Genomic DNA, 18,528 nt, shown 5'->3' with positions numbered 1-18,528 from the left:
CCAATCAATTATTTATTTTTACTATAATACTTCATAATCTAATATGGTCTCAGTTAACTCTTTATTAATTATTTTATATTATCATTTATAAAATATAAAGAGGGAGAGTTCTTATGAAAGATATTAAAAAAATTATTACTTCCCTAAATCTTGTCTATTTTGATTATGACTATGAAAAAAACTTATTTATTAATGATGTAGACTATACTAATGAAAATGTAAAAAAAGAATTTTTTAAAATAACATATATTCTTTCTAAAAACAATATATTGTTTGATGTACTTGAAAAAAATACTTTAATTGCAATAAATAAAAGATTTACGTTTTTTGATAAGATATTAAAAAAAGTACAAAATAGGATTGATAACTATAATAATTCAAAAGCAAATATTTATTTATTGAATAATCAGAAAAAAAGATGGGCTAAAAATATCCCCCTATTTAAAATTGACTATTTAAAAAAAGAGATAGATTTGACTAAATACGATAGTTTGGTCTTTACATCACAAAATGCTGTAACAGCTATTGATAATATAAATGAGTCTTGGAGAGAGGTTCCTTCTTATGTTATAGGTAAAGAGAGTGCTAAAAAGGTGAAAGAGCTTGGGGGTAATCTAAAACTAATTGCTCAAAAAAGTAATAATTATGATTTTACCAATGAGTTAGTATCCAAATTAACAAATAAAAAAGTTTTATATATTAGAGGAAATAAAGTTACCTCTAATATTTGTACAGAGTTAATAGAGAGTAATATTTCATGTGAGGAGATAATACTTTATGAAAATAATTATGTAGAGCCTCTAACAAAAGAGACTCTTCCAAAAAACTCAAAGATAATTTTTTCTTCACCCTCAACTGTTGAGTATTTTTTTAAAACTTTTAATTGGGACTATAGCTTTAAAGCAATATCTATTGGAAAAACTACATTGAAATACTTTCCTTCTAATATTAAGCCTGTATTATCAGAAAAAACCTCTTTAAATGCTTGTATTAAAAAAGCTATAATGCTCTAAAACTTTTAACAATTGGATATTAATATGAAAAAGATATATATTGCAGGATATGATGTATTTAAAAAAGATTCAATACAAATAGGTCAATATTACTGTGAACTTTGTGATAAGTATGGCTTTGAAGGCTTATATCCTTTAGATAATGTAGTTAACTTTGAACAAAGTAAAAACAAAATTGCTCAGGATATTTATAAAGCAAATGTTGAACTAATAAACAAATCAGATATTGTTATTGCTAATTTAAATGCATTTCGTGGCAAAGAGGCAGATTCTGGGACTATTTGGGAATGTGGTTATGCAAAAGCTTTAGGAAAAGATGTTTATGGATATATGAATGACAATCAAAGCTACTTAGATACATTTAAAAACGATGAAAGGCAACTTGTAGATGGTACATATGTGGATATGAATGACATGGCAATAGAGGATTTTGATTATTCTATAAACCTAATGATTGCCTGTAGTGTAAAAGAAATGGTCTTTGGAAGTTTTGAAGATTGTTTAAAAGAGCTATTAAAATAATAATTATACATATTTTATTCATTTAATTTCTTATTAATTTCACAAAAGCATATTTTAATCTAAATTTTACAATAATATAATATTCTAATTTAAGGAGAAAAAATGAGAGTTATTATGTTATTGGTATTGTTTTGTCTGGGATTATTTGCTGTTGATATAAACAAGGCAACAACGGAGGAACTAAAAGAACTTAAGGGCATAGGTGCTAAAAAAGCTGAAATGATCGTAAAATATAGATCTGAGCATAAATGTTTTAAAAATAAAGAAGAGCTTTTAAATGTAAAAGGAATTGGTCAAGGATTTTTACAAAAAAATGAAGGTCAACTTACATTTTCTGCTTGTAAATAAAAATATAGAGTGATAATTCACTCTATATTACAAAAAAACTCACACTTTCTTAAAAAAAGATTAGTTTGTTAATCATTTGTTAACTTTTAAATAATAAAATAATAAAGTAACAAATTTAAATAAAGTATTAACATGAAAAATATAGAAACACAAATTGATTCACTCAACTTATCATACTACGTTTTTGACAATGAAAATAAAGTTTTTAAATTTGATTATGATAATGAATATGAATCAGCAAAAAAAGAATTGATAAAAATAACTTATACTCTAAGTAAAAATAACATTAAATTTGATTTCTTACCTAATAAATATATTGTTTTATACAAACAATATACTCTAATTCAAAAAATGTTGTTAAATATTCTGTTTAAAATAAATAACAACTACAAAATACACTTAACATACTTCTAGGAGTATGCAGACAAAGTAAATAATTTACTTTGTTGCGTCGTGAATAGCCTCTTTTGTTGCATCATAAGCTTCTGATGAATCTTTTTTTACACCATCCCATGTTGCACAACCATTTAATACAGCAAGAAAAGCAATCATTGTAACTAATGTTAATATTTTTTTCATTATTCTTCCTTATATTGTAATTTCTTTAATATCTGCAATCTTTCTAAAAGCTTGATAAACAAGTCCAATTAGATTTTTTCTATTTGTTTTTATACTTTCATTTTCATGATTTACAAAAACATTATCAAAAAATTTATCTAATTTTGGCTTTAAAGAAAATAGTGCGTCTAATTCTTCTTCATAGTCATTATATTTTTTATTTGTTAGTTGAGTATAAGTTTCATATAAATCTTTTTCTTCATCTTGTTCAAATAAAGATGCATCAACATTTAGGGAACTATCTACATCAATATCTTTTATGATATTTGCAACTCTTTTAAATGTAGTAGATGCCTCTTTAAAATCATCACTTAAAACTATAGGATTTAAAGCACATATTTTTTGAGATATTTTATAAATATCTCCCTCTTTACTTCCAAGTACTGCTTTAATAACAGATGGATTTACATCAAATATTTTAAATAATCTTTCGTTGAAAAACTCTACTAATTTACTTTTATCTAAACCGTTATATGTAGATAATAAATTATCAATTATATTTGAGAGGTTTACTTCTATTTTATGTTCCATAGCTATTTTAACGATACCAGCAGCTGCTCGTCTTAGTCCAAATGGATCTTTTGAACCTGTTGGAATTTTGCCAACACTAAATAAACCCATAAGATTATCAAGTTTATATGATAAAGCTACAATTGCTGAAAATTTATTTGATGGTAATTCTGAATCTTCTCCATCAGGTAAATATTGCTCTTTAAGTGCAGTATATACCAGCTCATCTTCACCTGCTGTTTTTGCATAGTAGTACCCCATAAGTCCTTGTAGCTCTGTAAACTCATAAACCATTTCAGACATTAAATCAGCTTTTGAAAGCATAACAGCCTTATTTAAAAGATCTTTTTCTTTTACATCAAATACACCAGCTAAATATGAAGCTATTTTTACTTCTCTTTCACACTTTTCATACATAGAACCTAAACCATCAACAAAAACTAAGTTCTTAAGTCCTTCATTTGATAATCCATTATTTAAATCATTTTTATAAAAGAACATAGCATCTGCTAGTCTTGGTCTTAATACTTTTTCATTTCCTGCAACTATAAAAGAGAAATCTTCTGTTTTAGAGTTTGATACTACAATAAAGTTATTTGTTAACTTTCCATTTTTATAAACGGCAAAATACCTTTGGTGTTCTTTCATTGAAGTTACAATAACTTCTTCTGGTAATTCTAAAAACTCTTCATCAAAACTACCTAATAAAGCTGTAGGGAACTCTGTAATTGCAACAATTTCATCTAATAGTTCAGAGTCTATATCTATTTTAAGATTATTTTGTGACTCTATTTTTTTCATTTGATCTAAAATAGTCTTTTTTCTATCTTCTGGATATAAAATAACTCCATTTTTATCTAACTTACAAAAATAGTCACCAGCAAAGTCAAAAGAAAATGGTTCATATGATACCATTCTATGTGCAAATGATTTATTTGAACTTTTTACTCCATAAAGTTCACCTTGAACTACTTCTTCTCCTAACATCATAATTAAACTTCGTATAGGTCTAATAAAGCTATCTGTTCTACTAGCCCATCTCATAGATTTACCAAAGTCTAAAGCACTAATAAACTCATTTATCATTTCATTTAGTAAGTCTTTTGAAGCTTTACCTTTCTCTTCTTTTTTGAAATATAAAACATCACCTTTACCATTATCAATTGTTTGTAAATCCTCTACTTCTATACCACACTTTTTAGCAAAACCAATTGCTGCACCTGTTGGTTTTCCATCTTTATATGCAATAGCAAGTGGAGCACCATATTGTTCAACGGTTGTATCTTCTTGAGATAAGTTAAATTCTTTATGCCAAAGCACTAATCTTCTAGGAGTATAAAAAAAATCAAAACCAGTAGATAGTTTAAATTTTTCTAAAATATCACTCCATTTTTTTTCAATATTTGTTAGTTCTTTTAAAAATGGTATTGCAGGTAGTTCTTCAACGCCTATTTCTATTAATAATGGTTTATTCATCTTTTTCTTTTTCCCTTTTCTCAATTTCTTCTAATTTTTTAGTATGTTTATCAATTTGTTGTTTATTAAATCCTCTAATAAATCCAAAAACTATTATTACAAAAGCTATAATAACGATTATATCTAGTATATCTTTCATGCTTGTCCTAACAGGTCTTTATATATTACACCATCAATTTTATTCGTAGCTACAGATTCTATTTGCTCACTAGTGTCAATTATTGATAAAACTTTTGAATCAAACATATAGTTTTCTGCAAGATCTTGAATAGTTTTATCTAGTGCATTAGTACATATTATATATTTAGCTTGCAAAGAGTTTGCATAAATTGATTCTTTTAAAGAGTTTATAATAACACCAAATAGTAAGCCGTTTTCAAAGCAATATTTTAAAATATTTTCATCATATTCAAAGAAAATAGTAGAGTTTGGTTTTGTATTTGAAATCTCATCAATAGAACTTATATAAAAAGTCTCTTCATAAGGGATTAGTTTATCACCTATTATTATCATTTTAGACACTCCTTTGAACAAAAATACTTCCCATTACTTAAAATTGCTTCATTTTTAGAGATGTATGTTTTGCAAGTAGGACACTCTTCCATGATATCTGATATCTTTTCTTCTTTTTTTGCTTTTTTATGTGAAACTTCACTCTCTCTACTTTTCTTAAAAAATATAAGATAAATAAAAAATAAAACAGCAATAATAGCTAAGCCTTTAAATACCATTATTTTACTCCTTTATTTATATATAGATAATTTCTTTTTTCATCTTTTTTAATTATTTTATAATTATATATTTTAGCTTCTTCAAGCTCAGATTCAAGCATACTACCCTTATAAAACAAATAAGATGTATTTTCATCTGAGATATCTTTAGTCAAATTCAACAAAAGTGCAGTATTGGTAACAGCTCTTGAAGTAATTAGTTCAACTTTTATATCTTTTACATACTCTACTCTATTGCATAAAATCTCAACATTTTCAAGTTTTAAAGAGTTTTTTACAAAATTTAAAAAAGCTACTCTTTTTGCTCTTGGCTCTATCAAATAGAATTTTATATTAGGTCTTGCCATAGCTAAAATAAGTCCAGGATAACCAGCTCCTGTGCCAATGTCAGCAATACTAGCATAGTTTTTAATAAATTTCAAAACATAAATAGAATCATATATATTATTATCTATCTTGATATCTTCTAATTCAGCAGAAAGGTTATGTACCCTACCCCAATGTTGTAAGATTTCTTTAAACTTTTTACTCTTTTTTAAAAAGTCTTTATCTATGTTTAAATCTTCTAAATTATCTAAAACCACTACAGTAAATGCCCCATTTCGTCTTTTTTAACTTTTAAATAACCTTGATTATTCTCATTTTCACCTACCACAACAGGAATTCTTTCAATAATTTCAATATTAGCTAAACTCTCTATTTTGTGAGGATTATTTGTTATAAGATTTATTTTTTTTATATTAAATTTATTTAAAATATACTCTACAACTTCATAAGTTCTTTCATCTGCTGCAAAGCCTAATTGATGATTTGCTTCAATTGTATTAAATCCTTTGTCCTGTAAAGCGTAAGCATTTACTTTATTAAGTAAGCCTATGTTTCGTCCCTCTTGTCTTAAATATATAACCATACCATTATTTTTATTTATATAATCTAATGAAAAATTAAGTTGTGCTTGACAGTCACATTTTAAAGAGCCTACTGCATCACCTGTTAGACATTCAGAGTGTACTCTTACATTTACAACATCACCTAAATTCTTTGAAAAAATTACTAAATGTTCTTTGTGATGTTCTTTAAAAGATTGTATTTCAAAATCACCATGTATTGTAGGCAACTTTGCAATATTTGATTCTTCTATATTCATATCTTTTTAAACCTTAAACTGTTAAAATGGTGCAGATTATATCTAAAAGAGGTAAATAATATGTTTAAAAGATTAAGAAGATTAAGAATTAATGAAAATTTAAGAGCCTTAGTGCAAGAAACCAACCTTAGCCCAAGCGATTTTATCTATCCATTATTTGTAAAAGAAGGTGAAGGTATTAAAACTGAAGTATCATCTATGCCAGGTGTTTTTCAAATGAGCTTAGATGAGATATTAAAAGAGTGTGAATACATACAATCAATAGGGTTAAAATCTATTATTTTATTTGCAGTTCCTGATGTAAAAGATTCTGTAGGAAGTGAATGTTTATGTGATGAAAGTATTATTGCAAGAACTATAAAAGCTATAAAAGAGAAGTTTCCTACTATGTTTGTGGTTACTGATTTATGTTTTTGTGAATATACAGACCATGGACATTGTGGAATACTTGATCCAAAAACACAAACGGTAGATAATGATAAAACATTAGAGATATCAGCTTTACAAGCAATAGTACATGCAAAAGCTGGTGCAGATATGATTGCTCCTAGTGGAATGATGGATGGTATTATTGAAACCTTAAGAGAAACTCTTGATGAAAATGGATTTGAGAATCTTCCAATCATGGCATACTCAACTAAGTTTGCAAGTGCCTACTATGGACCTTTTAGAGATGTTGCTGAATCAACACCCTCTTTTGGAGATAGAAGAAGCTATCAAATGAATCCCGCAAATAGAAGAGAAGCTATAGAAGAGTCACTTGAAGATGAAAGACAAGGTGCAGATATACTTATGGTTAAACCTGCCCTGGCTTACTTAGATATAGTTAGAGAGATAAGAAATGCTTCAAATTTGCCATTAGCAGTTTATAATGTAAGTGGTGAGTATGCGATGCTTAAACATGCAGGTAGTGCTGGCTTAATTGATTATGAAAGAGTTATGTTAGAAACAATGATTTCATTTAAAAGAGCTGGTGCTGACATTATTATTACTTATCATGCAAAAGAGGCTTGTGAACTTCTAAATAGTAAATAATATGAGTCAAACTTATCAAGAGGCAATAGAAAATTCAAATATAGTATCTAAAACAGATATAAATGGAATAATAACTTTTGTAAATGATGAGTTTTGTAAAATTTCTGGGTTTACAAAGGAAGAACTCATTGGTGCAAATCATAATATTGTGAGGCATCCTGATATCCCAAAGAGTAATTTTACTCTCCTTTGGGATATAATTTTAAGTAAAAAATCATACAAAGCAACAGTTAAAAACCTTACAAAAGATGGTCAAACTGTATATTTAAATACTACAATAACTCCTATTTTAAATGAAAAGGATGAAATAAAAGAGTTTATTGCTATAAGATATGATGTAACAGAAGAAGTTGAGTTAAAAAAAAGATTAGAAAAAAAAGAACTAGAGTTAGAAGAGTTAAATAAGGATTTAGAAAATAGAGTATCTTTACAAACAAAAAAGCTACAAGAACTAAATAAAACCTTAGAACAAAGGGTTAAAGAAGAGATTGAAAAAAATAAAGAGAAACAAAAACTTCTATTTTTGCAATCAAGAATGGCTAGTCTAGGTCAAATGCTAGCAAACATTGCACACCAATGGAGACAACCCTTAACAGAACTTAACCTAACACTATTTAATATGAATAAGTCTTTTAAAAATAATAATAAAGAAAAAGCAGATGAACTATATTGTGAAAGTAAAACTTTAATAAATACAATGTCTTCCACAATAGAAGATTTTACAAACTTTTTTAATCCACAAAAAGACAAAAAGAGTTTTGAGATTAAAGAGGCTGTAAATGAGGCTTTAATAATTTTAAAAAAAGTAATAAATGATATAAAAGTAGAAGTTAATGTACCAAATAACTTTGAAGTATTAGGAGTATTAAATGAGTTGTCCCAAGTAATCATAAATCTAATACAAAACTCTAAAGATGCATATCTTTTTAATGGTATAGAAAAGAAAAGAATTACAATAAATCTTAGTGAAGAGAAAATTTCAAATAAAATGTATGCAAAATTAGAGGTAAAAGATAATGCAGGAGGTATTGATAAAGAAAACTTAGATAAAATATTTGACCCTTATTTTACAACAAAACACAAAAGCCAAGGTACAGGATTAGGATTATTTATGTCAAAAATGATTATTGAAAAGAGTTTAGAAGGTGAACTTACACATAAAAATCTTGAAGATGGTTCATTATTTATTATATTAATTCCTTTGAGTAATTTAGGATAAAGATGCAGAATAATTTATTAATACATTTAAAAATACTTATAGTAGAAGATGAAAAGAGATTAGCCCAACTACTAAAAGATGCAATATCTGAATCTTTTTTTTCTGTAATTATTGCAAAAGATGGGAAAGAAGGTTTAAAAAAGTTTAAATCATTTAAACCTGATATTGTAATTACTGATATCATGATGCCTTTTTGTGATGGACTAAATATGACCCAAAAAATCAAAGAGTTAGATGAGCTTATTCCTATTATAGTATTAAGTGCACACTCTGATAAAGAAAAACTATTAAAAGCTATCGATTTAGGTATTAGTAAATATTTTATAAAACCTTTTGATCCAGATGAATTAATAGATCATATAAAAAAAATAGCTCCAAAGTTAAATAAGCAAAAAAAAGTATTTCTAAAAGAAAACTTCGTCTTTGATAACAACACAATGAGTTTATATAAAGATGGAAAGATAATTAATATTACAAAAAGAGAAAAAGAGTTTTTATTTTTATTAATTAAGTATCAAAATACTGTAGTAAGTACACAAGACATAAAAACAAGTCTTTGGAAGGAAAAGGTAAGTGATGAGCGTTTAAGAACCTTTATAAAAAGATTGAGAATTAAAACGTCAAAGGATATTATTGAAAATATTCTAGGGCAAGGATATTTAATTTCTCCAATGAACATTTAGTTTTTCACTAATTATTTTTTCTTTATTTATATCTCTTTGTTTAGAAATATTGCCAATGTTTGATGTCGTTTCTATGAAGTTTTGTAAATAATAAGTATTTTTATAGCCTAAACTACTAATTGTATTTATCATTGAGTTTATATCTTTTTCATCTAAAAGTGATGAATTAATAGTACTTCTTAGTTCAAAATCAAAGTCTATATTTATCAAATATTTTATTGTCTTTATAAAATCATCATACTTTTTTACACCTACTATATTTTCATATTTATATTTTGGTGATTTAAAATCTATTGCCATATAATCAATTAGCTTTTGAGATATGAGTTTTTTTATTAATTTAAGGTTTGTTCCATTGGTATCTAGTTTTATCTTAAAGCCAAACTCTTTGATTTTTCTACAAATATCAGTTAAATCATAAAGTGTTGCTTCACCTCCGGATAAAACAACAGCATCAAGCATCCCTATTCTAGACTTTAAAAAAACTAAAATTTCATTTATTGAATAATTTCCCTCTTTACAATACACGATATCATCATTATAGCAATATTGACATCTAAAATTACAACCTTTAAACCAAATTACACAAGAGAGGTGTCTTATGTAATCTGTTGTTGTAAATTTTGTAAAATCATAAACAATTTTTTGATTCAATAAATTTAATTCGCTGTTTATGCTCACCTTTTTTCCCTATATTAAAACTTTCAACAGGTCTATGATAACCCATAACTCTCGTATATACGATACATCTTGTTCTTTTACTTGTGCTTTTCTCAAGCAATTCTTGATTGTTCATTTGTTAACTCCTTTTTTAAAATTTCTTCATCACATTTTGGACAAAATTCATGTTCACCTTGTAAATAACCATGTTTTTCACAAATTGAAAAAAGTGGTGTTACTGTTATATAAGGTAATCTAAAATTTGTAATTACATTTTTTACAAATTTTCTACAAGACTCAATAGATGAGATTTTTTCATTCATATATAAATGAAGTACAGTTCCACCTGTATATTTGCATTGTAGTTCATCTTGTAAACCTAATGCTTCAAATGGATCATCTGTATAATCAACAGGAAGTTGTGAAGAGTTTGTATAATAGATATTTTTATCAAACCCTGCTTGTACTATGTCTTTGAATCTTTTTTTATCTTCTTTTGCAAATCTGTATGTTGTTCCTTCAGCTGGAGTTGCTTCAAGATTGTACAAATTACCTGTTTCTTCTTGGTATTGAATCATTTTATCTCTCATAAAATCCAATATCTCAATACAAAAATCATTTCCAATAGATGATGAAAGATCAGTTTCCTCAGAAAAATAGTTTTTTAACATCTCATTCATTCCATTGACACCAATTGTTGAAAAGTGATTATTAAAGCCTTTCAAATATCTTTTTGTATATGGATAAAGACCTCTTTCATACATATCTTGGATAAACACTCTTTTTTTCTCTAATGTTGATTTTGCCAAGTCCATTAACTCTTCTAGTTTTTTAAGTAAAGCATTGACATCTCCTTGATATAAATAACCAAGTCTAGCCATATTTATAGTAACTACACCAATACTTCCCGTCATCTCAGCACTTCCAAAAAGACCTCCACCTCTTTTAAGTAATTCTCTTAAATCAAGTTGCAACCTACAACACATACTTCGAACATGTCCAGGTTTATAGGCTTTATCATTTGTAATAAGCTTGCCATCTTTATCTTTAGTATATTGACTTCCAATGAAATTTTGGAAATATGAACTCCCTATTTTTGCAGTATTTTCAAATAATAGATCTGTATTCTCACCATACCAATCAAAGTCTTCAGTAATGTTAACTGTAGGAATAGGAAAAGTGAATGGCTGACCTGTTTTATCACCTTCTGTCATAATCTCATAATAAGCTTTATTTATAAGATTCATCTCTTTTTGAAAATCTTTATATGTCAAGTCCTCAAAAGAGTTATAACCTTTCTCTTTAATTTTCTTAAGAAGTTTTGCATTTTTTAAATCTTTTAAAAGATGCTTTTGATTTTTTGTTGGAATTTGATCCTTTAAATCACTAGGAACAGTCCAATCAATAGTCACATTGGTAAAAGGACTTTGTCCCCATCGTGCTGGAACATTTAAATTATAAATAAAACTCCTAATAGCTTTTTTTATCTCTTTGTAGGCTAAATTATCTTTAAATACATATGGTGCTAAATAAGTATCAAAGCTACTAAAAGCTTGTGCTCCAGCCCATTCGCTTTGAAGTATTCCCAAGAAATTTGCCATTTGTCCTAAAGCTTCTCTAAAATGGTTGGGTGCACTACTTTCAACTCTACCGCGTACTTGATTAAAGCCTTCATCAAGTAGAATTCTCAAACTCCACCCGGCACAATAACCGCTTAAACAATCTAAATCATGGATATGATAATCAGCATTTCTGTGTGCATACCCCTCTTTACTTGAGTATATTTTATCTAACCAATAATTTGCAATAATTTTCCCAGCACTATTATTTATAAGTCCTGCATGGGAATAACCTGTATTAGAGTTGGCATTAACTCTCCAGTCACTTTTTAAGATATACTCTTCAACAGTTTGTGTTGAGTTTATAAATGTTGTATCATCATTTAAGCCTAATATGTGTTCTCTTTGCAGCTTGTGAGTATGTCTATATATCATAAATGATTTCATCACTTCAAAATATTTAAAATTATATAACTCTTTTTCAATAATATCTTGTATATCTTCAACAAACAGTTCATCATTTAGTTCTATTTTATTTGCTACATTAAAAAATATTCTACTATCATAATTTTCTTGTACACTTTTAAAAGCTTTTTTAATTGCATCTTCTATTTTATAAGATAGATATTCTTCTTTTTTATCATCTCGTTTAAATATATATTTTTTCATTCTGTTCCTTTTAATGAATAATAGAAGTTTAAGTGAAATTATCTTAATTTATAATTACTCTAAATGTCACAGAAGTGTCATTTTTTGGTACATTAAGAAGAAAATATATTTTTAAATTTATGAATATTTTATTAGTATTAAGTTAAAAATAAAGCCAATTCTAATATAATATTTGCTTTTATAAAAACAAGGAATTAGTATGAGACATTTCTTAACAATTGCAGACTTTAGTAAAGAAGAATTATTAGAGATTTTAAAATTAGCAAAACAAATTAAAGCAGAAACAAAACAAAGAAATTTTAAGGAATATTTACCTAAACAAGTATTAGGAATGATTTTTGAGAAAAGTTCAACTAGAACAAGAGTTTCCTTTGAAACAGGTATTTATCAACTAGGTGGAGTAGGATTATTCTTATCATCAAATGATATACAATTAGGACGAGGTGAGCCTATGAGTGATACTTCTAGAGTTATTTCAAGAATGGTTGATATGGTTATGATAAGAACTTTTCAACACTCTAAACTTGAAGAGTTCGCTCAATATTCAAAAGTACCTGTAATAAATGGTTTAACTGATGATTTTCATCCCGTACAACTTATGGCTGATTATCTTACAATTATTGAAGAAGGTAAAGATAAAAATTTAGTTGCAGCTTATGTTGGGGATGGTAATAATTTAGCCCATTCATGGCTTATGTTAGCTTCAAAACTTGGGTTTGAACTAAGAATTGCTACTCCAAAAGGTTATGAAGTAAATCAAGAAATTTTAAATAGTGCCTTAGAGTTTGCAAAAGTATCAGGTGCAAAAATTATAATTGGAAATGACCCAATAGAGGCTATAAAAGATGCAACTGTAGTTACAACTGATACATGGGTATCTATGGGACAAGAGGATGAAAAAGAGAAAAGAGTAAAAGATTTTGCAGGATATATAGTAGACACAAAACTTATGTCATATGCAAAATCTGATGCTATTTTCTTACATTGTTTACCGGCATACAGAGAGTATGAAGTTTCTGAAGAGGTATTTGAAGGACCTCAAAGTAAAGTTTTTGAAGAAGCAGAAAATAGACTACATGCACAAAAAGGTATTATGGTTTGGTTAGATGGTAAACGAAATGATTGATTTTAAAAAATTTGAAAAATACTCAAAGCCAGGACCTAGATATACTTCATATCCAACAGCTCCTGAGTTTACAGAAGAGTTTTCACAAGATGATTTAATAGATATTTTCTCAAAACAAGATTCTTCAAGAAACTTATCATTATACCTTCATCTTCCTTTTTGTAGAAGTGCCTGTTACTTCTGTGGATGTAATGTTATTTTTACATCTAAAGAAGATAAAAAAGTAAGATATTTAGAATATCTACAAAAAGAGTTAAAACTACTTGAAAAGAATTTAGATACATCTAGACTAGTAACTCAAATGCATTTTGGTGGAGGAACACCAACATTTTTCTCTGCTGAGCAATTAGATGAAGTTTTTACTATGATAAAGAGAAGTTTTCCAAACTTTAGTAATGATGCTGAAATTTCATGTGAAGTAGACCCTAGATATTTTACAAAAGAGCATATGGATGTACTTAAAAAAGGTGGTTGTAACAGATTGAGTTTTGGGGTTCAAGATTTAGATGAAGAAGTTCAAAAGACAATTCATAGAATCCAGCCATATGAAACAACTCAAAATGTTATGAATATAGCAAGAGAAGCAGGAATTAAATCTATAAATATAGATTTAATCTATGGATTACCACATCAAAACAGAAAAACATTTAATGAAACACTTCATAAAATATTAAAACTTGACGCAGATAGATTTGCAGTATTTAATTATGCCCATGTTCCTTGGCTTATGAAGACCATGAGAAAGTTTGATGAAACAACATTTGCACCACCAAGTGAAAAATTACTTATTTTAAAAGACACTATTGACTTCTTTACTAGCAATGGATATAAGATGGTAGGAATGGATCATTTTGCAAAAGAGAATGATGAACTTTTTAAAGCTATTGATAAGGGTGAGTTACATAGAAACTTCCAAGGTTATACAACTAAGGGTGGAGCTGATTTAATAGGTATTGGTGTTACATCAATAGGTGATGGCGTTGATTATTATGCACAAAACTATAAAGATTTGAAACAGTATGAAAATGCTTTAGATGAAGGGAAACTACCTACATTTAAGGGATATAAATTAAGTGCTGATGATCAATTAAGACAATTTGTTATAATGGAACTTATGAGTAACTTCTCTTTAAATATAAAAAGAGTAGAAGACAAGTTTAACATTGATTTCTTTGAATACTTTAAAGAAGATGTAGAGGCTTTAAGTGAGTTTATTGAAGCAGAATTAATGACATTAGATAAAGAATTTATAAAAGTAAATCAAACAGGTGCAATGCTTATAAGAAATATTTGCATGCCTTTTGATGCTTATTTAAAAAAAGTTCCTGAAAATAAAAGAAGGTTTAGTAAAACTATATAATGAATACAATTAATAAATTTGATTATACAAGTATTAGCGATGATTGCGTTAAATGTGGTAAATGTAAGCCAGTATGTACAATATTTAATATAAATCAAGATGAAGCAACAAGTCCAAGAGGATTTATTGACTTATTAGGTGCATATGAAAGAGATGAGTTAGAATTAGACAAAAATGCAAAAGATATATTTGAAAGCTGTTTTTTATGTACAAATTGTGTTGAAGTCTGTCCAAATGATTTACCAACAGATATGATTATTGAGCAAGTTCGTTCTGATATTGCTAAAAAATTTGGAATAGCTTGGTATAAAAGACTATTCTTCTTTTTGTTAAGACATAGAAAAATCATGGATTTAATGTCTAAGCTAGGTTGGATGTTCCAAACATGTGCATTAAAAATAGAAGAAAAAAATAGCTCAGCAGTTCCTAAATTTTCTTTACCAATAGTAAAAAAAGATAGAGCTCTACCATATGCAGATAAACGTAGCTTTTTAAATAAATACCCAGAAAATATACCCGCAAAGGTAGAAAATAAAGATAGTAGCGAGAAAAACAAAGTTGCAATTTTTATTGGATGTATGAGTAACTATACTTATACAAATACAGGTGATAGTTTAGTTAAAATATTAAAAAAACTAGAGCTTGATATCATGATTCCTAAAAAGCAATTATGCTGTGGAGCACCAGCTTATTTTACAGGTGACTTTGATACAGTTGATTACTTAATTAAAAAAAATATTAAATATTTTGAAACATGGATTGATGATGTAGATGCTGTAATTATTCCAGAAGCTACCTGTAGTGCTATGATTAATCAAGATTGGGAACACTATTTACATGATCAGCCAGAGTGGAAAGAAAGAGCTATAAAAATATCTAAAAAAGTATTTATGGCTACAAAATGGCTTGAAAATAGTACCAAATTAAAAGATATGCTAGCAAATTCAGGTAAGAAAATAGATGATTTAGTGACTTATCATGACCCTTGTCACGCTAAAAAGATGCAAAATGTATGGCAAGAACCAAGAAATCTACTAAAACAAAATTATGTATTAACTGAGATGAGTGATTCAAATAGATGTTGTGGTTTTGGTGGAGTTACTATGCAAACAGAAAAGTATGATTTTGCAAAAGCTGCAGGTACCCCAAAAGCAGCAATGATAAAAGATACAAAAGCAAAGATAGTAAGTGCTGAATGTAGTGCATGTAGAATGCAAATAACAAACTCATTGTATCAAGCTGATGTTGATGTTGTATTTAAAAACCCAATTGAGCTAATCGCAGAAGCACTAGATTAATGGAATTTTGGCAGAATATATATTCCCAATTTGACCCAGTAGCATTTAATATAGCTTCAGTTTCTGTTCATTGGTATGGAATTATGTATGCCTTTGCATTATTGAGTGCTATTTATGTTGCTAAATGGTTCATAAACTATGATAAAATAAATATCAAACAAGATATTTTTGACTCATATATTTGGTGGGCAGAGATTGGTGTAATATTAGGTGCTAGAATAGGATATGTTCTATTTTATGATACCCATACTATGTATTATCTAACACATCCTTGGCAAATATTTAACCCCTTTATTGATGGTACTTATGTTGGTATTTCAGGAATGAGTTATCATGGGGCATTTATAGGTTTTTTAATTGCTTCTCTTCTATTTTGTAAAAAAAATAAAGTCTCTTTTTGGTTTATTACGGATATTGCAGTTTTGGGAATAAGTTTTGGATATATCTTTGGTAGATTTGGGAATTTCTTCAACCAAGAGCTTATAGGAAGAGTTTCTGATGTACCTTGGGCAATCTATGTAGATGGAGCTTTAAGACACCCCTCTCAGATTTATGAAGCAATTCTCGAAGGATTACTTATATTCTTAATATTAATATATTTTAGAAATAGAAAGAAGTTTGATGGACAACTAGCCATAATATATGCTTTAGCCTACTCTATTGCTAGAATTGTAGCAGAGTTCTTTAGGCAACCTGACACTCAACTTGGCTTTTTATATGGCAAATGGCTTACGATGGGGATGTTAATATCATTTTGTGTTATGGTAGCGACAATTATAATTTTATTTGTTATGAAAAAAAGAGTCTCTTAATACTTATAAGATTTAGACTCACTTAACTCTTTTTCATAACTAGTAATAACATCTTCAAGATCAGCTATCTTTTTTCTATAATCATCAATATAACTTTGTAAAATAGTTATTGATGTCTGTGATTTATCTAGTTTTTCAGATGTTGATTTACTTTTTTTAAGTAAGTCTTCAAACTTCTTGGCTAATGTTTGAATTGTACTATTCATACCTGTGATTTTTCCTTGATATGCGATTTGCATATTGTCAAATCTTGTCATAGTTTCTTGAAGTTTTTTTTCAGAAGTTATAACTCTAGAGTTATTGTCTATATTTTTATTTCTTAACCTTTTAATCTCTCCGTCTAAATCATTTACTAGTTGGATTAGCTTTTTATTTTGAGCATCTTTTTCTCCTCCACTAGAGGCAAGCATCTTTTTCACTTCTTCTTCAACTCTTTTTTGAATAGAGTTTTCAACTTTTAGCTTTTCACCTTTTTGTTGGAGAATTAATCTTTTAAGATTTTGTTTTTCCTCTTCTTCTGCTGTAATTAAAATACCTGTAGATAAAAACTTTACTATCTCTTCATTTTCATTAAAAATAGGGATTATTGTTGTTTTAGTATAAAAAGTACTTCCATCTTTTGCTAGGTTTCTAATTTTACCTTGCCATTTATTACCATTATTAATAGTAGTCCATAAATTCTCTACAAAATCTTTTGAAGTATCTGGATGTTTTAATATGTTATTGTGTTGTCCAAGAAGTTCACTCTCTTCATATCCTGAAATTTTACAAAGCAAAGAGTTAACATGAATAATATTCCCATCTAAACCTGTCTCTATAATAAAATTCTCATCTTCTAAAACAGTTTTTAAATCTTCTAACTCTTTTAAATGTTTTTTAATCAATAATTCATTATTACAATTAGTTAGTATCTTATTACATACTTTAAGTGTTGTAATCATTTGTATAGGTTTAATTATATAATCATTTACACCTAATCTTATAGCTTTTATTAAAATCTCTGCATCATTAAATGCAGTACAAATTAAGATAGGAAGATTAGAATTTTTTTCTCTAATTTTTGAAGTTAATTCTATTCCATTCATTTTTGGCATATTTATGTCAGTTATCACAATATCAATATCATCAATATTTTTTTCATAGACTTCAAATGCTTCTTCTCCGTTTGAAGCAATAAAAACTTTTTGAAAAAAGCCATCAAGTAAACTTGAAATTTCTTCCCTTAAAATCTCTTCATCTTCAACATATAAAATAGTTGATTTATTGATGATAGAGTTTTTAAGATCTACTTGGCTAGCTTGTAAATCCATGCTCAACTGCTAGTTCATCTATTTTATTTTTGAGCAAATCTAATCGCCATCCATGCCTATCAGCAAAGTTTTCAATTTCGACTTCTCTTTGTTCATAGTCACAAAACACAAAAATTCTTTTTAAAAATGGTTTTGGAACTTGTATTGCTATAAGTTGAAAATAGTTTTCCTTACAACTTCTAGAGCAAAATGCTTTACTCATAGCAATCTTTTTTTTACAGAACGGACAGTGTGACATTAGTAACCTTTCGGGATTATTTTATAATACTTAGCATTTGTAATATCTTGTAGATATTTTGGATCAACTTCGTGTAAAGCAATAATCTCCACAACTTTACCTTCCATTATCCATCCATTATTGGTATCTTCAAGCATATGTGCTTCAAACATCTCAACCAACTCATCTTTGGTCAAAATTAATTCTTCCATTTA

General features: G+C 27.6%; 24 protein-coding genes. 11 read left to right on the top strand and 13 right to left on the bottom strand.

The genetic code is table 11. The annotated features are described in order from the left end of the window. The first annotated feature begins 113 nt into the window (after window positions 1-113). From ACNI28_RS13355 to ACNI28_RS13340, 4 genes are all read left to right on the top strand, one after another. A complete protein-coding gene (locus tag ACNI28_RS13355; RefSeq protein ID WP_419764768.1) occupies window positions 114-1,013 on the top strand; it encodes a uroporphyrinogen-III synthase in 900 nt (299 codons plus the stop codon). 24 nt (window positions 1,014-1,037) lie between these two features. Continuing rightward, complete coding sequence (locus tag ACNI28_RS13350; RefSeq protein WP_419764767.1) at window positions 1,038-1,535, top strand: nucleoside 2-deoxyribosyltransferase; 498 nt, start codon at window positions 1,038-1,040, stop codon at window positions 1,533-1,535. 102 nt (window positions 1,536-1,637) lie between these two features. Then, a complete protein-coding gene (locus tag ACNI28_RS13345) occupies window positions 1,638-1,883 on the top strand; it encodes a ComEA family DNA-binding protein (protein ID WP_419764766.1) in 246 nt (81 codons plus the stop codon). Window positions 1,884-2,015: 132 nt separating this feature from the next. Continuing rightward, window positions 2,016-2,297, top strand: a complete 282-nt coding sequence (locus ACNI28_RS13340; protein ID WP_419764764.1) for a hypothetical protein — start codon at window positions 2,016-2,018, stop codon at window positions 2,295-2,297. 24 nt (window positions 2,298-2,321) lie between these two features. Here the strand turns inward: ACNI28_RS13340 and ACNI28_RS13335 are convergent, their stop codons facing one another. The 7 genes from ACNI28_RS13335 to ribA are packed head-to-tail and all read right to left on the bottom strand — an operon-like array spanning window position 2,322 to window position 6,365. Further along, the gene (locus ACNI28_RS13335; RefSeq protein ID WP_419764763.1) at window positions 2,322-2,462 is read right to left on the bottom strand and encodes an entericidin EcnAB; all 141 of its coding nucleotides are present in this window, start codon (window positions 2,460-2,462) and stop codon (window positions 2,322-2,324) included. A 9-nt stretch (window positions 2,463-2,471) separates the two neighbouring features. Then, window positions 2,472-4,487 carry a glycine--tRNA ligase subunit beta gene (glyS, locus tag ACNI28_RS13330; RefSeq protein ID WP_419764762.1) on the bottom strand — a complete coding sequence of 672 codons (2,016 nt, stop codon included), beginning with the start codon at window positions 4,485-4,487 and terminating at the stop codon, window positions 2,472-2,474. Then, window positions 4,480-4,626 carry a hypothetical protein gene (locus ACNI28_RS13325; protein ID WP_298750709.1) on the bottom strand — a complete coding sequence of 49 codons (147 nt, stop codon included), beginning with the start codon at window positions 4,624-4,626 and terminating at the stop codon, window positions 4,480-4,482. Before ACNI28_RS13325 ends, glyS begins: the two co-directional genes overlap by 8 nt. Further along, window positions 4,623-5,000: a hypothetical protein gene (locus tag ACNI28_RS13320; RefSeq protein WP_419764761.1), complete on the bottom strand. Its 378-nt coding sequence runs from the start codon at window positions 4,998-5,000 to the stop codon at window positions 4,623-4,625. The genes ACNI28_RS13325 and ACNI28_RS13320 overlap by 4 nt, the downstream gene beginning before the upstream one ends. Further along, a complete protein-coding gene (locus ACNI28_RS13315) occupies window positions 4,997-5,218 on the bottom strand; it encodes a PP0621 family protein (RefSeq protein WP_419764760.1) in 222 nt (73 codons plus the stop codon). The genes ACNI28_RS13320 and ACNI28_RS13315 overlap by 4 nt, the downstream gene beginning before the upstream one ends. Further along, window positions 5,218-5,802, bottom strand: a complete 585-nt coding sequence (gene rsmG / locus ACNI28_RS13310; RefSeq protein WP_419764759.1) for a 16S rRNA (guanine(527)-N(7))-methyltransferase RsmG — start codon at window positions 5,800-5,802, stop codon at window positions 5,218-5,220. The genes ACNI28_RS13315 and rsmG overlap by 1 nt, the downstream gene beginning before the upstream one ends. Next, entirely contained in the window at window positions 5,802-6,365 is a 564-nt protein-coding gene (gene ribA, locus ACNI28_RS13305; protein ID WP_419764758.1) for a GTP cyclohydrolase II, read from the bottom strand. The genes rsmG and ribA overlap by 1 nt, the downstream gene beginning before the upstream one ends. A gap of 60 nt (window positions 6,366-6,425) precedes the next feature. Here ribA and hemB point away from each other — a divergent pair, with 60 nt between their 5' ends. Genes hemB through ACNI28_RS13290 form a run of 3 tightly spaced genes read left to right on the top strand, consistent with a single transcriptional unit; the run spans window position 6,426 to window position 9,302 of the window. Further along, a complete protein-coding gene (hemB, locus tag ACNI28_RS13300) occupies window positions 6,426-7,400 on the top strand; it encodes a porphobilinogen synthase (RefSeq protein ID WP_419764757.1) in 975 nt (324 codons plus the stop codon). A gap of 1 nt (window position 7,401) precedes the next feature. After that, window positions 7,402-8,619, top strand: a complete 1,218-nt coding sequence (locus ACNI28_RS13295) for a PAS domain-containing sensor histidine kinase (RefSeq protein WP_419764756.1) — start codon at window positions 7,402-7,404, stop codon at window positions 8,617-8,619. Window positions 8,620-8,621: 2 nt separating this feature from the next. Continuing rightward, window positions 8,622-9,302, top strand: a complete 681-nt coding sequence (locus tag ACNI28_RS13290; RefSeq protein WP_419764755.1) for a response regulator transcription factor — start codon at window positions 8,622-8,624, stop codon at window positions 9,300-9,302. Here the strand turns inward: ACNI28_RS13290 and ACNI28_RS13285 are convergent. The 3 genes from ACNI28_RS13285 to ACNI28_RS13275 are packed head-to-tail and all read right to left on the bottom strand — an operon-like array spanning window position 9,279 to window position 12,190. Next, the gene (locus ACNI28_RS13285; protein WP_419764754.1) at window positions 9,279-9,956 is read right to left on the bottom strand and encodes an anaerobic ribonucleoside-triphosphate reductase activating protein; all 678 of its coding nucleotides are present in this window, start codon (window positions 9,954-9,956) and stop codon (window positions 9,279-9,281) included. The two genes, ACNI28_RS13290 and ACNI28_RS13285, sit on opposite strands and share 24 nt — an antisense overlap. Then, window positions 9,934-10,098: an anaerobic ribonucleoside-triphosphate reductase gene (gene nrdD / locus ACNI28_RS13280; RefSeq protein ID WP_419764753.1), complete on the bottom strand. Its 165-nt coding sequence runs from the start codon at window positions 10,096-10,098 to the stop codon at window positions 9,934-9,936. Before nrdD ends, ACNI28_RS13285 begins: the two co-directional genes overlap by 23 nt. After that, window positions 10,076-12,190, bottom strand: a complete 2,115-nt coding sequence (locus tag ACNI28_RS13275; RefSeq protein ID WP_419764752.1) for a ribonucleoside triphosphate reductase — start codon at window positions 12,188-12,190, stop codon at window positions 10,076-10,078. The genes nrdD and ACNI28_RS13275 overlap by 23 nt, the downstream gene beginning before the upstream one ends. 199 nt (window positions 12,191-12,389) lie before the next feature. Here ACNI28_RS13275 and argF point away from each other — a divergent pair, with 199 nt between their 5' ends. From argF to lgt, 4 genes are read left to right on the top strand one after another with little or no spacing between them, the layout of a single operon-like run. Then, window positions 12,390-13,316: an ornithine carbamoyltransferase gene (argF, locus tag ACNI28_RS13270; RefSeq protein WP_419764751.1), complete on the top strand. Its 927-nt coding sequence runs from the start codon at window positions 12,390-12,392 to the stop codon at window positions 13,314-13,316. After that, window positions 13,309-14,676 carry an oxygen-independent coproporphyrinogen III oxidase gene (hemN, locus tag ACNI28_RS13265; RefSeq protein WP_419766482.1) on the top strand — a complete coding sequence of 456 codons (1,368 nt, stop codon included), beginning with the start codon at window positions 13,309-13,311 and terminating at the stop codon, window positions 14,674-14,676. The genes argF and hemN overlap by 8 nt, the downstream gene beginning before the upstream one ends. Then, on the top strand, window positions 14,676-15,974 hold the full coding sequence (locus tag ACNI28_RS13260) for a (Fe-S)-binding protein (protein WP_419764750.1): 1,299 nt from the start codon (window positions 14,676-14,678) through the stop codon (window positions 15,972-15,974). Before hemN ends, ACNI28_RS13260 begins: the two co-directional genes overlap by 1 nt. Continuing rightward, entirely contained in the window at window positions 15,974-16,786 is an 813-nt protein-coding gene (gene lgt / locus ACNI28_RS13255; protein WP_419764749.1) for a prolipoprotein diacylglyceryl transferase, read from the top strand. The genes ACNI28_RS13260 and lgt overlap by 1 nt, the downstream gene beginning before the upstream one ends. Here the strand turns inward: lgt and ACNI28_RS13250 are convergent. From ACNI28_RS13250 to ACNI28_RS13240, 3 genes are read right to left on the bottom strand one after another with little or no spacing between them, the layout of a single operon-like run. Then, on the bottom strand, window positions 16,783-18,096 hold the full coding sequence (locus ACNI28_RS13250) for a response regulator (protein WP_419764748.1): 1,314 nt from the start codon (window positions 18,094-18,096) through the stop codon (window positions 16,783-16,785). The genes lgt and ACNI28_RS13250 overlap by 4 nt on opposite strands. Continuing rightward, window positions 18,080-18,334 carry a hypothetical protein gene (locus ACNI28_RS13245; protein WP_419764747.1) on the bottom strand — a complete coding sequence of 85 codons (255 nt, stop codon included), beginning with the start codon at window positions 18,332-18,334 and terminating at the stop codon, window positions 18,080-18,082. The genes ACNI28_RS13250 and ACNI28_RS13245 overlap by 17 nt, the downstream gene beginning before the upstream one ends. Continuing rightward, window positions 18,334-18,525 carry a hypothetical protein gene (locus ACNI28_RS13240; RefSeq protein ID WP_419764746.1) on the bottom strand — a complete coding sequence of 64 codons (192 nt, stop codon included), beginning with the start codon at window positions 18,523-18,525 and terminating at the stop codon, window positions 18,334-18,336. Before ACNI28_RS13240 ends, ACNI28_RS13245 begins: the two co-directional genes overlap by 1 nt. Window positions 18,526-18,528 lie beyond the last annotated feature (3 nt).

This window comes from Arcobacter denitrificans (SeqCode) (assembly GCF_048571185.1).
Taxonomy (GTDB): domain Bacteria; phylum Campylobacterota; class Campylobacteria; order Campylobacterales; family Arcobacteraceae; genus Arcobacter; species Arcobacter denitrificans.
The sequence above is the reverse complement of the archived record's forward strand: the minus strand, read 5'-3'. Positions and strand labels throughout refer to the sequence as shown.